The sequence below is a fragment of the Flavobacterium ajazii genome, assembly GCF_010614725.1.
Taxonomy (GTDB): Bacteria; Bacteroidota; Bacteroidia; order Flavobacteriales; family Flavobacteriaceae; genus Flavobacterium; species Flavobacterium ajazii.
Map to the genome: position 1 here is coordinate 1 of NZ_JAAEHL010000019.1, position 15,440 is coordinate 15,440.

Annotated in this window: 16 protein-coding genes; all 16 read left to right on the forward strand. The window is 32.8% G+C overall.

Annotated features, from left to right (window positions below):
- Positions 1–627: phage baseplate assembly protein V (locus GWR14_RS23310; RefSeq protein ID WP_163411548.1), on the forward strand; the 627-nt coding region annotated here is incomplete at its 5' end.
- A 2-nt stretch (positions 628–629) separates the two neighbouring features.
- Positions 630–3,824 carry an HET-C-related protein gene (locus GWR14_RS23315; RefSeq protein WP_163411549.1) on the forward strand — a complete coding sequence of 1,065 codons (3,195 nt, stop codon included), beginning with the start codon at positions 630–632 and terminating at the stop codon, positions 3,822–3,824.
- 41 nt (positions 3,825–3,865) lie between these two features.
- Positions 3,866–4,765: a DUF7738 domain-containing protein gene (locus tag GWR14_RS23320; protein ID WP_163411550.1), complete on the forward strand. Its 900-nt coding sequence runs from the start codon at positions 3,866–3,868 to the stop codon at positions 4,763–4,765.
- Positions 4,752–5,687: a DUF7738 domain-containing protein gene (locus tag GWR14_RS23325; RefSeq protein WP_163411551.1), complete on the forward strand. Its 936-nt coding sequence runs from the start codon at positions 4,752–4,754 to the stop codon at positions 5,685–5,687. Before GWR14_RS23320 ends, GWR14_RS23325 begins: the two co-directional genes overlap by 14 nt.
- A 235-nt stretch (positions 5,688–5,922) precedes the next feature.
- Positions 5,923–7,785 carry a type VI secretion system baseplate subunit TssF gene (locus GWR14_RS23330; RefSeq protein ID WP_163411552.1) on the forward strand — a complete coding sequence of 621 codons (1,863 nt, stop codon included), beginning with the start codon at positions 5,923–5,925 and terminating at the stop codon, positions 7,783–7,785.
- Between the two features lie 295 nt (positions 7,786–8,080).
- Positions 8,081–9,553: a phytoene desaturase family protein gene (locus GWR14_RS23335; RefSeq protein ID WP_163411553.1), complete on the forward strand. Its 1,473-nt coding sequence runs from the start codon at positions 8,081–8,083 to the stop codon at positions 9,551–9,553.
- Between the two features lie 47 nt (positions 9,554–9,600).
- Positions 9,601–10,314 (forward strand): SIMPL domain-containing protein, encoded by a 714-nt coding sequence (locus GWR14_RS23340; protein ID WP_163411554.1) that lies wholly within the window; start codon positions 9,601–9,603, stop codon positions 10,312–10,314.
- 172 nt (positions 10,315–10,486) lie between these two features.
- Positions 10,487–11,218: a hypothetical protein gene (locus GWR14_RS23345; protein WP_163411555.1), complete on the forward strand. Its 732-nt coding sequence runs from the start codon at positions 10,487–10,489 to the stop codon at positions 11,216–11,218.
- A 101-nt stretch (positions 11,219–11,319) separates the two neighbouring features.
- Entirely contained in the window at positions 11,320–11,718 is a 399-nt protein-coding gene (locus GWR14_RS23350) for a VOC family protein (protein ID WP_163411556.1), read from the forward strand.
- A gap of 50 nt (positions 11,719–11,768) precedes the next feature.
- Complete coding sequence (locus tag GWR14_RS23355) at positions 11,769–12,230, forward strand: GNAT family N-acetyltransferase (RefSeq protein WP_163411557.1); 462 nt, start codon at positions 11,769–11,771, stop codon at positions 12,228–12,230.
- A 45-nt stretch (positions 12,231–12,275) separates the two neighbouring features.
- Entirely contained in the window at positions 12,276–13,085 is an 810-nt protein-coding gene (locus GWR14_RS23360) for a helix-turn-helix domain-containing protein (protein WP_163411558.1), read from the forward strand.
- Positions 13,086–13,172: 87 nt separating this feature from the next.
- Positions 13,173–13,613 carry a carboxymuconolactone decarboxylase family protein gene (locus tag GWR14_RS23365; RefSeq protein WP_163411559.1) on the forward strand — a complete coding sequence of 147 codons (441 nt, stop codon included), beginning with the start codon at positions 13,173–13,175 and terminating at the stop codon, positions 13,611–13,613.
- A 6-nt stretch (positions 13,614–13,619) separates the two neighbouring features.
- Positions 13,620–14,042 (forward strand): GNAT family N-acetyltransferase, encoded by a 423-nt coding sequence (locus tag GWR14_RS23370; protein ID WP_163411560.1) that lies wholly within the window; start codon positions 13,620–13,622, stop codon positions 14,040–14,042.
- Entirely contained in the window at positions 14,039–14,449 is a 411-nt protein-coding gene (locus tag GWR14_RS23375) for a DoxX family protein (RefSeq protein ID WP_163411561.1), read from the forward strand. Before GWR14_RS23370 ends, GWR14_RS23375 begins: the two co-directional genes overlap by 4 nt.
- A 183-nt stretch (positions 14,450–14,632) precedes the next feature.
- Positions 14,633–15,001: a nuclear transport factor 2 family protein gene (locus tag GWR14_RS23380; protein WP_163411562.1), complete on the forward strand. Its 369-nt coding sequence runs from the start codon at positions 14,633–14,635 to the stop codon at positions 14,999–15,001.
- An 11-nt stretch (positions 15,002–15,012) separates the two neighbouring features.
- Complete coding sequence (locus tag GWR14_RS23385; RefSeq protein ID WP_163411563.1) at positions 15,013–15,435, forward strand: DUF1801 domain-containing protein; 423 nt, start codon at positions 15,013–15,015, stop codon at positions 15,433–15,435.
- Positions 15,436–15,440: the final 5 nt, after the last annotated feature.

Genomic DNA, 15,440 nt, shown 5'->3' on the forward strand with positions numbered 1-15,440 from the left:
AGAATGCTACAGCCACATTCAGGCTCAGGAAAAGGATTTTATTTTATTCCGGAAATCGATGAAGAGGTTTTGGTAGGTTTTGAAGGAAACAATGCACAGAATCCGTATGTTTTGGGAGCACAATACAATGGAAGCCAATCCAGCGGTTATGCAGACGGTCAGAATAATGTAAAGGCGATTCACACCCGTTCAGGAATCAAATTTATTCTGAACGACGGCGATGGAAGTATTTTGATTGAAGACCCGAGTGGAAATACCTGGAAAATGGATGGTCAGGGAAACATTGATGTGAATGCACCAAAGAATTTTACGGTAAAGGCCGGAGAAAATGTTAGTATTACAGCGGGTAAAAATGTTTCTGTCATTGCAGGTGAAAACATGGATAATTCGGCAAATAATGATATAACAGTAGTGGCAGGAAACGATATTATGCAAACGGCTGCCGGAGAAATTATGGAAAACTCTGATGTAAGAAATGAAATTTCGTCAGATAAAACACATCGACAAACGGCAGATTTTAATACCCTTGCCGAAAAAGTAACTATTTTTAGTGAAAAAGAAAACATGACACTCCAAAGTGGTAAAACCATAGAAAAAAACAGTACCGAAAAATCTAAAATGTTTTAATTATGGGGATTACTAAACAAGCTAAAAATATTACTATACAAGCTAAAACCAGCTATACGGTTAGAGCCAAAGAACTGGTCGAAATTGCTGATAAAGTAAATTATGAAGCGCATAAGGAAAATCTGGTTTTAAATAGTAACGCAAGCATTGATTTAAAAGGAGAAGAAAATGGTGTTGTATATAGTGATTATTCTCCCCCTGAAATAGAAATAGAAGAAAGTGAGTTTAAATTAGAAAGTAAATTTGCTTTGGAGCAATTGTTCAGTTTTGCTAAAAAAGACAGTAAAGCTATGTTTTGTATGTGGATGTCCAGTATTTTTGGTGAAGATGTTCCGTTAGAAGCTTATGAAAAATTATATCAGGATGCTTCAGATGAAAAGGAGAGTATAAATCCCCAAATTACAGTAGTTCTAAGTGTTCCCGGTTTTGGTGCAACGTACTATACCGGAGAAAAAGAAAAATTTAAAAACCATATTATCATTTCTGAAGGTTTTATAAATAAAGCAATAAAAGATAATGTAAATCAAAAAGCATTGCTGCTTGCTTTGGTAGAAGAATTTGGACATCATTTAGATTATTTATTGCGTTATGAGTATTCTGACAAAGGGGGCGATGCACAAAAAGATGAAGGAGCTAAGTTTTCTGCAAGAATGAATAGAAAATATAAAAAATATTACATCGATCCCTTAAAAGTTAAGGAACAACATTATGCTACGGCGACTATTGATGGTGCAGAAAATAAATTAGTTTGGGATTTTGCTGATTTACACCAAAAACTAAAAGAGTTTGTAGATAATAGAGAAGATAAAGACGATAATTTTTATGCCGGCTATGAGTTTTTTGGAGCGGGTATAGGCGATACCATGCATGGTCTGGGACATCAGCATATTGAAAATGTTGCTCTTGGGAGAATTGCACGATATGCAGATGATGCAAAAGGAGTTAACACTCAACGATCTCAAATCTATTTTGGGAATTGGCTACGTGATTTTTCACAGTTTGTAGACCCTATGGTAGTGCGACCTGCTGCAAACGCACTGAATATGTTAAGCGACGATAATATTTTAAAATTTAGTTCAGCTAAGGAAAGTAAGAAATTACTTAAAGATCTTCTGGCAATAAGAGATGTCAATCCGCCAAAGGGGAATAAGAATTATTCTTTACCTTACTTGAAGTATACTACAAAAAAAACTTTTTTAGGTGCAATGCCGACAAAAATAGAGCTGGCATGGCAGGTAACGTCTATTTCACCTGTAAAATTAAGCAGAGAAGCCATTACTTCGTTAGTTGAATTATTAGGTGTAAAAGAATTTGGAGACAAACTAATTAAAGATGATGAGGCTGAAAGTAAACCACAGGATTTTTTTAAATATTTAAAAACATTTCGTAAACAATATGCACCGGTAACATCAGGTTTATTAGGGGTATACAAACCTCAGGAACATATAGATAATCCGGCGGCTTTACATCCTGGATTAATTTGTGAAGCAAACAAAAAGAAAAACAAAGCATGCCCTCCCGCAGATTTTAATCACACTTTAGATAATTCTTTTGTAAAAGACCCAATAGATCTGCAATGGAATCATAACAAAGCTACCGGTACTAAAAATTATATCAGAGGTTTTGAATGTAAGAGAGGTAAAGACGGTAAAATTGAAAGTGGTTTTGAAAGTGCTTTTGATTGTTTTATAGATTTTATAAATAAATCAAACCCTGACACAGTAGAAGGGCGTATGAATTTTGGAGCAGCTTTGCATATACTGGAAGATTATTTTGCACATAGTAATTTTACCGAAATAGCCATAATGAAAGTTTATGACCCAGAGGTTTTTCCATGGACAAATATGCCGACCGATTTTGTAAAAGGACAATTAAAAAAACACAAAGCCGATAGTGCAACTAATAGTTTTGCAAAGCATTCTGAAATAGACCTGGCTAAAGTTAAATTCAGAACACTTAATAATTCGGATTTATGGACAGATGCCGTGCGAAATTATATGGAAGAGCATAAAGATAAAAAATCAAAACCACAGCAAGCAGTACAAATTAAAACCTTAGATGGAATTAATAATATTAGGATTCCTTTGCCTGGTTTTGGAACGCACGATCAAAAAAGTCATCCATCAGATTATTACAGAAGTCTGGGACATGAAAACCCTGTCGACAATAAAGGGCTCTATTATGCCGCTGCAGCTTGTGCCATTGTGCAAACAGGCAGCTTTGGTATGCTGGATACTATTGCCAGTATAGCTCCCAAAATAGTTCAAAAGATATTTGATAAGGAAAAAGAAGAAGAAAAATCATTAAAATTTGGTGAACGTACCTTTAATGATGCTTTAATTTTTGAAATGCTGAAAGATATTTCAAATGCTCAGGAGTCAGATAGTAAGGAAAAAAATGTAAAATACAAGGGTAAAGACGATAACATGTATTCGGATGCATTTTTAAATTACTTAAAAATAAGAGATTACATTACGTTAAACGAGTTTGTAGAAAAGCGGTTAAAAGATTTTATGAACAGTACCGGTATTTTAGATTATATTGCAGACTATACAGATGTTATTGAAAACATGCTGAAGCATCATATGTGTTTACAAGGTATCGGGCTTATAGATGAATATCAAACTTATCTGGACAATGAACTTTTTTATTTGGAAAAGGGAAACTGGAAAGTAAATCAATATGGTCCTACACATACACAGCTGGCAAAAGACAGTGCTTTGCACCCATTACATCCATTGGCCGTAGAACTGGCTCAGGAAGCAGTGTTTAAAGTAGGGGAGTTGTTTTTGAAAAATGATTTTAGAAAGCAAATAATAGAGTATGCTCAAGATATCCTTTTTCAACACCCTATGTATACGAGTTGGATGGATGAACAGGTAATTGACTGGTGTAAAAAAAACAAGCCTCGTGTATTGCTGTCAAGGCAGCCTAGTATTATATTATTAGGCATTCGACATGGTTATCAGGAAATGGCAAATTTATATAAGGAACTGTCAAAAATGCGCGATTATGAAGTTTCTAAAACCTTAGAGAAAAGTATGGAATCTATTTATAATAAAATTCCTGAAAAATGGAACAAGGGCTGGGAAAAACTAAATGAGCTCAATGAGAAATATGGACAGAAGTCACTTAAAATAAAAAAACAATCGCAATCGTATGCAGATTTCATGAAAAGTATGAGTCACAGCCATTAGTATACCATAACTTTTTTGAAATTTAAGATATCAAATCAATAATGAAAGTATTAAAAATAATAGTATTACTAGCCTGTATGCAGCTTGCCAGTTGCCAGACCAAAAGAGAAACAGGTTTTGTACTGGAAAAAAAGAAACTGTATTATAATAATAAAGAAATAGCGTTAGGTATGCCCGTAGAACAATTTACTGATGCAATGGGTATGTATGATCGGATCAATATTGATTCTTCTGGTGGTTCTATGAGCAGGACTTGGTATTGGAAAAAAGAAAAATATGAGGCTTATTTTAATAATGAAAAAAAAAAATATGTAATATTTTTAAATAATGAAGATAAATTCAACTTCGACACAATGGAAGAACTTACTTCAAAATACGGTAAATATGACAGTATTGAAGAAATAAAGTCACCATTACGGATTGAAAAACTATTTATTTGGGATGAATTAGGAGTTAGTTTGTCAGCTTATCCGGAAACCAATATTGTAGGTAATATATTTATACAAACATTGCATCTGAATAAGTCCCGGGAGTTAGACTTAGGTTTAGTCAAAAACTTAGAAGAAGAAAGAGGGCTTCCGTTGACTGCAGAAACAAAAGAGAAAAGAAAAAATGATAAATGGTTTTTCAATAGAAGACCCAAAAAAGAATATGCTGGCAATTTTACTTTTAATGGCAAAACAATAAATTTAAAAAAGGTTGGCTATACAGGTTGGGAAAAAGCTATTGAAGAATTAGGTATTGTGGGTTCAGATTATGATCCTCCCGGTGATTCTCCTCAATGGTCGAGATGGATTAGGGTTCATTCAGACATGTATTTAACTTTGAGTCGTTTCAATAATGAAAACGAATACAGGGCATTAAGCAGAGATAAAGTGGGGGAATTTGATTGTGTAAAAGATATAGTAATCTGGTGGAATAGAACAGATGATGTACAATAAGTTGTTTTTAGGGTTTTTAATTTTCATACAGCTTGCCAGTTGTCAGGGTAAAAGAGAAACAGGTTTTGTGCTCGAAAAAAAGAAACTGTATTACAATAGTAAGGAAATAGAATTAGGCATGCCTGTTGAAAAATTTACTGATGCTATGGGTATGTTCGACCGAATAGTTATTGATTCTTCTGGAGGTAAGATAATAAAAAATTATTATTGGAAAACTAAATTAATAAAGTTGAATAAACACTCAGATAATGATTATTACATAATTACGAAATTTAAAAAAAATGCAGCAACAGGCCAAATAGTTGAAGATACTGAAAGTTATGATAAAATTGAAAATTTAGAAGACATAATTTCAAAATACGGTAAATATGACAGTATTGAAGAAATAAAGTCTCCATTACGGATTGAAAAATTATTTATTTGGGATGAATTAGGAGTTAGTTTGTCAGCTTATCCGGAAACCAATATTGTAGGTAATATATTTATACAAACATTGCATTTGACTAAGTCCCGGGAGTTAGACTTAGGTTTAGTCAAAAACTTAGAAGAAGAAAGAGGGCTTCCGTTGACTGAAGAAACAAAAGAGAAAAGAAAAAATGATAAATGGTTTTTCAATAGAAGACCCAAAAAAGAGTATGCTGGTAATTTTACTTTTAATGGCAAAACAATAAATTTAAAAAAGGCTGGCTATACAGGCTGGGAAAAAGCAATAAAAGGTTTAGGTATTGTGGGGTCCGACTACTATCCACCGGGAGATTCTCCACAATGGTCGAGATGGATTAGAGTACATTCTGATATGTATATAACATTTGAGAGATTTTCTAATATGGATGAGTACAATTGGGGCGAACCAAGTAAAGAAAATATGGGACAAATAGATTGCATGCAAAGTATTGTCATTTGGTGGTATAAAACAGATTAGATGATAAACTTAATTAAACTTCTTTTTGTCTTAATTTTTACCCAACATACCCGTTGCCAGACCAAAAGCGAAACAGGTTTTGAAAAAACAACTGTATTCAAATTTCATAAACTGAAAGAGGTATACGTATTTTGAAACATAAGGATTGTTAAAAAGTAATTTAAAAAAAAGGCAAGTATCATATATTTCTGATATTTAAAAGGTTAGGAGGAATATTTGATTTTAACGAACAACAATGAGACAAGAACGAATAAAAGACAGGGTTTTAAAAAGAGCGGCCAGATCATGGGGCTTTTCAGATGTAGAGATGGAAACTTCATTCGATCCTGTCGTATCTATGATGCTAAATGCATTATCATATGAATTAGAAAAAGTAGCACACGAACTGGAAGACTCCAAAACCCGGATAGTCGAAAGAGTTCTGGAAATTATGTTTCCTGAAGTTGCTGCCGGTGCTAAACCGGCGAGAGCAATCATGCACGCTTTGCCAATAGACAACAATATGAAGGTTTCTCTGCAAAACCAAATGATGGTTACTAGAAGAATGCATAATATTTATAATCCATTGGCGCCAATTGCTAAAGAAATTGTTCTTTCTCCAACCCTGGAAGTAAAATTATCTTCCTGCGAGGTTAGATATGTAGCGTACGAAAGAAACCTGTATGAGATTTCTAATCTTTTTTATAAAGATGCGGTTAGAGATTACAAACATTCCTTGCCTTCCGGAGAAGTATTTTTAGGTATAGAATTGAAAGATCCTAATGTATTGGAGTTAGAGGATTTAATGCTGTACATTGATATTAAAAATATTCATCAGAAGGAGATGTTTCATTATTATCTAAAGCAGATGAAATGCTATCATGATGATATAGAAATTAAAGTAAAAGAGGGGTATAATGTTCCTGTAAACAGTCTTGATATCGAAAATATCATAAACCGTAATTATACTCACCTGAGCGAACTGATGCAGGAAGTAAACGAGTTTTATTTTGATAATTTTTATACGTTAAAAGGGGGACTAAAACATAAAAAAATAAGCGAATATAATCCCGAATATAAGTTTTTTGAGAATATAACGAAGCATAACGGAAATCCTGTTATTTGGATAAAAATGGTTTTTCCGGAATCGTTAATTCCTCAGATAATAGATAATGTATCTTTTACGGCAAATTGTTTTCCGGTAATTAATAAAAAACGCTATGTTATAAACAAAACTCTGGGAGGATTTTTGTCATATGTAGCGCTGGACACAGGCAATGACATTTATCTGGATGTAGATGCTGTTGTAGATACATTTGCAAACCATTATGAAATTAAGGATTTTAGTGATGGTGTAATCGAAGAAGGAAATGCCGTATTGCGTTCAGGAGGAGTTTCCAGATTTGATTCCAGGTCAGCTTCAGAACTGCTTCAGAATGTATTGGATTTATTAAAAGACGAAAGTTCTTCCTTTGCAGGCTTGGGAAAAGATTTTATGAATAGTTCATTAATAGAGATCAATCAATTGTTGGCTTCTGTTGAGCAGCAAGCTAAAGAAAGTAATTTTTCTAAAAACAATGATCCCTATTTAATGATTAAACCTAAAGTAAACGAATCTGTAGGGAAAACATTTACAATAAGTTATTGGTCAACTTGTGCTGAGGATGGTAATGATATTAAAGCGGGTACAGTTCTGGAAGCTAAGGACGATTTGTTTTTTACGAGTAAGGAGGCAATATTAGTTACCAATACAGTAGGAGGAACAAACAAACAAAACAATAAAGACCGAATTTTAGAATATCGAAATGCTTTATTGACAAGAGGAAGAATAGTAACTTTTGCTGATATAAAAGCATTTAGTTTTAACCATTTTAAAAGTTACATTCAGGATGTTAAAATAGAAAAAGGTACCCGAAAAGAAATTTCAAGTAAAGCAGGTTTTAGCCGTACTGTAGATATTCATATAAAAACAAATCAGGAAGAAAAAGAATCTTTATCTGTAACAGAATGGGATTATTTATGTGAAAGTTATATGAAAAACTTAATAAATAAATCTTCGAATGTATTTCCGTATAGATTGTTTATAGAAAATGAGCCAGTAAGCCTGGGAAATAGGTAAGAAATTCATTTTGTAACTTAAAAAAAAGTTGCTAATTATAAAAAAGCATGACTTTGAAATAGTCATGCTTTTTTTAGTTAATTGAAATGTTATTGCCTTTATCAAAAACAAACTCTAAGTCAAAGAGTGCTGAGATCCATTGGTTGTAAAACCCTCAGACAGCAACATTTCTTTAAATACTAAAATTCTTATTTAACACAGTTTTTTGGCTATATTTGGTTTAATATAAGAATGTTTTTTGCAGGTTCAGATTGGACAATACTTTATGAACGCTGCGCTCAGAATTTATAACTAAATGATTCAGGAATACGATATAGCAATTTTAGGGGGAGGGATTTCTGGCTTTTCCGTAGCATTAAGACTCCAGAATAAAGGATATAAAACAGTTGTTTTTGAAGCTCATGGGCAGTTGGGAGGATGCGCAGGATTTTTTACAAAAAGTGACTTTTCATTTGATGTTGGTGCAACTACTTTGGTAGATTTTGTAGAAGGTGGTGTTGGAGGAAATTTTTTCAGAGATATTAATTTAGAACTTCCAAAAGGAGAGTACATTGAATATATTGCCTGGCTTCCTGACAAAGAAGTCATACTTTATCGGGATTTTGAAAAATGGAACAAAGAACGTTTGGATAAATTGGGCGCAACCGAAAAACATGTCAAATTTTGGAACCTTATGGACAAGGTAACAAAAGTATTTTGGAACGCCAGTAGAGAAAATATAAAATTGCCAATCCAAAGTCTGAAGGATTTATACATTGTAATAAAAACGATTGGGATACGAAATGTGTATTTAGTAAAGTACCTCAATGTAACAATGCTTGATGTTCTGAAAAAATACAATTTAGAAAATGATAAACTGCTTATTGGCCTGTTGTCAATGCTGATAGAGGATACTGTTCATAGTACTATTGACAAAGCACCATTTATTAATGCTGCATTAGGGGCTACTATTCGGGGAGCTGGACTCATGAGAGCTGATGGGGGAATGAAAGGTTTTTGGAATCATTTAGCAATCCATTATTTAGAAATGGGCGGAACATTAAAAAAGGGAAATAGGGTTATAAATTTCAGTAAAGAAGAAGAAAGCTGGAATATAAAGACAAGTAAAGGAACTTTTAAGTCTAAAAAAATAATAAGTTCATTACCAGTTGATCTGACATATAAAATTGGGACTGATGCTGTAAAAAGTAAATTACATCCCTTTATAGTAAAAAACAAAAAAGAGCATGGAAGTGCAATAGTCGTTTTTTTAGGTGTGCCTGAAATAGAAGTTTCGAATCAGGTTTATACACATCATCAGTTATTGCTTGATTATGAGGCAAAATTAGGAAATGGGAATAATATGTTTGTATCTGTATCTGCAAAAAACGACACCCTTTCTGCTCCGGCAGGTTTTCGTTCCGTGATGTTATCTACGCATTGTGAACTTTCTGAATGGCAAAATTTATCAGAAACAGAATATCAAATCAAAAAACACAAAATCGGACAAAAATTAGTTGAAAGTGCTAGAAAAGTATATCCGAACTTAGGTGAAAATGCTGTTATCTACGAAATAGGAACACCGACAACATATCAAAAATTTACAAGCAGGACAGATGGGAGTGTTGGAGGATTTAAACAAACGCTTAAAAATTCAAACTTCAAGGCAATTCCACAAGATATAGGAGTAGAAAATTTTTGGCTTACAGGCGACAATACCTGGCCTGGCCTTGGAACTGTGGCAGGATTAATTTCAGGCAGGATTGCAAGTGAATATGCTGAAAAATAAAACTAAAAAATATTGAATACTATTTAACAAGAAAACTAAAAAAAAACATGAAGAAAATCTTTCTACTCCTTTTAATGATCAGCAGTACTATTTATGCTCAAAATGAACAGAATAATAAACCAAAAATTAGTGCAATTGGTGTAGGAACAGTTACAGCTTTTCCAAATGCCTGCCAAATTACGATTGCTTTCAATCATGTAAAGCCTACTTTACGAGAGGCAATTAATGAAAATCAGAAAACTACAAATCAGGTTTTAAAAATTGTAAAAAGATATGTTGCTGATTCTTTAGATATCAAAACAAGTCTTATTGCTACAGATAAGTCAACCCGATGGGATCAAAAACTGAATAAAGAAGTTTTTGTTGGTTTTGCATCGTCGCAAAAATTAATATTTACTCTGAAGGATATCAAAAGGATGCAGGATTTTACAGAGGAATTACTCGCTACTAAATTCAATAAAATTGAAAAAATTTCATATTTCAACACCGACGCCTTTGAATATCTAAAAAAAGCACAGGAATTAGCCGTTCTTGACGCAATTGAAACGACAAAAAGACTGGCAAAAACCAGTGAAATAAAAACAGGTGGAATAATTTATATGCAGTCAAACAAAAGTCCTAACGATAATTCAGGAAACAGAGTTGAAACTTATCAATTTGAGTCTTACGGAAAAGGAATGGGCGGAAGAGGCGTAAGTTCAAGTGGCGAATTAATAAATTATGTTGTTTCAGTAACTATGTATACAGAAATAATTCAGTAATGGTACGTAATAGCCGATTTCTACATTGAAGACATAATATTTTATCCAAATATTTATAAAATAGACACAAAAATGGGCGGTATAATTAAATACTAATTATTGAATATTTGAAATCAAACAAATGAATAAAAAAAATCAAGCGAATTTTGTTAAACCAAAACAGAATTCTGAAATGCGAAAAATCTTTTACAGAAAACTTTTTTATATCGGACTTTGTATAATTCCGATAACGTTATTTGCTGATAATAAAGGAATATTCAGACTAGTTCCATTGCCGTTTTTTTTATTCGGGATGTACCAGCTTATGCAAATTGTGGCACTTTCCCAGATTATTATTGACGATTTTTTCCCGCCAAAAAATTCGTTCGAAAAAATAACCAAACCATTTGATAAATTCGTTTATTATTTCTCATCGACGCTTTTTTTTATAAGTCTTCTTTGCCTGATTTTTGAGATTACAAACTTTGATAACACAATAAACGGAACACGTCTTTTTTGGACTGCAGGTTTTGTTGGTATTCTGATTGCTATTTTGCTGACAGCAGTTTTAAAAATTAAATTCCCAAGTGTTTATTATGAAAGCAAAAGAAGATATGTGGTTCATTTTGGGCTTTTCGTAGGCTTCTTTTTACTTTCGGCTGCAGTAGCGGGTTTTGTTAATCATCATTATGCAGATTCTGATAAAATATATAAAAGATTCACTATCATAAGTAAAGGAATCAGCGGTGGTCGTTCAAAAGAATATTATATACATCTGATTTTTGAAAATAATAATGAAGAAAGATTTTCTATTGGAAAAAATAAGTATAATAATTTTGAAGAAGATGAAGAAATAGAACTTTGCCTTCTTAAAGGCAGATTAGGATTTGACTACGTGACAGAATTCAATAAAATTAGCAAATAAGAAATATTATATAGTCCTAAAACAATATAACGATCTTGTATTATTTTAAAACGGCACAGATTATTCAAATCACTAATTTTACTATCCTAAACTGTAACATCATGGAAACAAGGTTTATTTGGGCAAATTTGGTCTCAGGAGATTTAGAGAAAACAGCAGCTTTTTATACTGCACTTGGTTTTGAACGAAATGATAATAGTGAAAACAAAGAAATGGCTAGCTTTTCTTTTGGGCAAAGTAATTTCATTATAAATTTCTTTACAGAAGAACGATTGTCTAAACCGATGAATGGAGGCCTTTCGATTTCAAAAAATACCAATGAAATTATATTTTCCTTATCGGCAGATAGTCGGGAGGATGTTGATAAATGGGTAGAAAAAGTAAAATATGCTAAGGGAACCATTTTTTCAGAACCACAAAATTTTGAAAAGGGATATACTTTTGGTTTTGCTGATCCTGACAATCATAAATTCAATGTATTGTATTGGCCGGGTATGTAAAAGCAAAAAGATGAATGAAACGAACACTATTTTAAAATTAGGAAAACAATATGAACTTTCAGATCTCAAAAGCTAGTGAAGCCGATTTAAAAGCAATTCTTGAGCTTCAAAAAGAATGTTATAAGACTGAAGCCGAATTGCATAAGGAATACAGCATTCCGCCTTTAACACAGACTTTTGAATCGATTAATGAAGATTTCAAACAAGGAACATTATTTCTAAAAGGAATAGTTGACGGACAATTGGTAGCCTCAGTCCGTGGACAAATAAAAGAGGGTTCTGCTTATATTGGACGACTTATCGTAAAACCTGAATTCCAGAATAATAAATTCGGACAGACCCTTATGAAAGAAATAGAGAGTCAGTTTGAAAACTGCAATCGTTATGAATTATTTACAGGCTTTAAAAGCGAAAAGAATTTGAATTTCTATCAAAAATTAGGTTATAAAGAATTTAAAATACAATTTATAAACGATAATCTGACTTTGGTTTATCTGGAAAAATTGTATTAGGCATTCAAATGAATAATCAAACTTATAAAAAACTGTTTAAATATCATGGCAATAAACTTATACCAGATTGATGACAAAACAATAATGACTGCACCTCAAAGGCAGTATAAATTTGTGCTGCTTTACTGTAAAAAGGGACTGGTGAAGGTTGATATTGATAATCAGGTTTATGAAATTAAAGAGCGTCAATTTTTAACGATTACTCCAAAACAATTTTATCAGTTTCTGGAGATTGAAAATTGCGAAGGATATGTACTGGAATTTACTTATGACTTTTTTTGTAAAGATGATAAAGCCGTTGAATTAATTTACCACAATGGTTTATACTGCCATTTTGGGCTTAATGAACTTATAAATATTCCGGATACAGAGAGTTTCAATAAAGTCGAAAACTATTTCAGATCGATTCAGAATGAACTCATGGCTAAAGATTTTGAATATGAAACAAGTCTTCATTCTGTTTTGAAATTATTGATTATAGAAGTGAGTAGATACAAGATTTTTCAGCAACAGCGGGCACTTTACAAACCGGATGCGCTTTTTTTACAATTTCTGAATCTGGTAAGAGACAGTTTTGAAAAACGCCTAACAGTAAAAGAATATGCTGTTCAACTGAATATTACAGAGCAGAAACTAAATGAACTTACTAAAAAAAACACAGGCGAAACCACTCAACAGCTTATAAATGATTTAATTATTTTAGAAGCAAAACGTCTTTTTAATTACGAGAATTTAAATGTAAAACAAGTAGCCTACCAATTAGGTTTTGATGACAATCATTATTTCTCCAGATTTTTTAAAAAACAAACCGCAACACGCGCAAAAGATCATTTACGGACTTTATTACCGGATTAAGATTGTCCAACATTTTCAGGGATTTGTCCATTTTCTGCCCTTTGCTGTCATTTTATTTTTGCATCTAATATTTTAAAAATAATTACTATGCAAACCCAAAGAATTGACATCGCAAAGGAAACTCCCGGAGCTTACCAGTCACTTATAGAACTGGATAGGTATGTTTCTGAAACCAATTTATCAAAATCACTTTATCACTTAATTAAAGTAAGGGCATCACTGATTAATGGGTGTGCTTTATGTATTCAGTCACACAGCAAAGATGCTTTGGCTGATGGCGAATCAACGAAAAAACTTTTAGCCTTAAGTGCCTGGGAAGATTCCCCGTACTTTTCAGAAGAGGAAAAAGCAGTATTGGCTTTAACAGATGAAACGACTTTGATTTCTAAAAATGGTGTTTCCAATGAAATTTTTGATAATGCCATTAAGGTTTTAGGCAAAGAAAAAGTTTCGCATTCTATTATGGCTATTGCCTGCATCAATGCATGGAATAGAATCGGCAGAGCTACTTTATTAATTCCTGAATAATTTGTTATGGCTGAAATAAAAATTGCAGTTACAAACAAAGACATAGCTTCCTGTTGGGAGGCTATGTTTCTTTTACGACCAATGCTTAAAGAAGAAGACTTCATCAAAAAAATAAAGAAAATGCAAGAGGAAGGTTACACTCTCCTCTACATTTTAGAAAATGACAAAACCATTGCGGTTGCAGGCTATCGTTTTTTTACCATGCTGTACTGTGGCAAAATGTTGTATATTGATGATCTGTCGACACTGGAAAATTACAGAGGAAAAGGTTACGCAACTATACTGCTTAATTACATTTATGATATTGCAAAACAGGAAAAGTGCAGTTCTTTACAATTAGACAGCGGTTATACACGAACCGGCGCACACAAACTTTATTATAAGGAAGATTTTATAATTAATGCATTTCATTTTAATAAACAATTATGAAAATATTACAAATTACAATCATTGAATGGTTTCTGAGATTATCATTAAGCGCCGGATTTTTATCAGCCGTTGCAGATCGTTTGGGATTTTGGCCGAAAGAAGTTTCTGTCTGGGGAGACTGGGAAAACTTTCTGGAGTATACAAAAACATTAAATCCGTTCATTCCCGTTGAAATGATTCCGGCTATTGGATTTGTTGCAACTTTCTTAGAAGTTGTATTTGCGGTCTTACTGCTAACAAATTTTAAAACTCAGTTAATTGCGAGAGGAAGTGGGGTTTTATTATTGCTTTTTGGCTTGTCTATGGCATTTTCAACAGGTTTGAAAGCGCCTCTTGACTATTCTGTTTTTTGTGCTTCAGCAGCTGCGTTTTCCCTAAGCCAATTTGTACTAATTGAAAAAAAATAAAGCCAGACAAATTAAAAAAACAAAAACAACACTTATGGGTTTGGTAAAATAAACTGACTCACCATTCAGGCTTCAAAACGTATTTTACCAATCCCAACATTTTTACTATTTAAGTTTTGGATGTATTATTTAATCATAAACAGTTAAATTTCATAACTTAGATTTCTTTTAAAGCGATATACCATGGCTAAGAAATCTATAGTCCGAAACTTTCTAAAGCTTGCTGCTACAGGGCATTCTCACGAAGCATTTCAACTGTATGTCAGCAAAAATTTCAAACATCATAATGCTTATTTTAAAGGAGACGCAGACACGCTGATGCTGGCTATGGAAGAATCGGCAAAAACAAATCCAAATAAAATCTTAACCATTCAGCATATTTTAGAAGACGGGAATTTAGTTGCAGTTCATTCGCATGTTAGACAAAATTCAACAGATTTGGGTGCAGCAGTTGTTCACATTTTTCGATTTGAATCAGATAAAATTGTAGAACTTTGGGATTTGGGACAGCCCATTCCCAACAAAATAATTAATGAAAATGGAATGTTTTAAACTAATTCAAAATGGCTAAAAATAAAACTACAGAAACGGAAAGCAGTGTTATTGATTATATTGATGCTGTTGCTGAGGAAGTAAAAAGAAAAGATGCTTTTGAACTTCTAAAAATAATCCGTGAAGTTACCGGTTTTGAACCTAGAATGTGGGGTGCAAGTATCATCGGTTTTGGAAATTATCATTATAAGTACGAAAGTGGACACGAAGGTGATGCTCCCTTAGTTGGTTTTTCTCCCAGAAAAGATGCTATTTCACTTTATCTGTCTTCTTCTTTTGAAAACAAGGAGGAACTGCTTTCGAAATTCGGAAAACATAAGGCAGGAAAAGGCTGCATATACATCAAAAAACTGGCAGATATCAATAATGATATTCTGAAACAAATGATTTCAGAATCAGTAAAAGAATTGCAAAAATTATATCCTTCTAACTAAAAAAA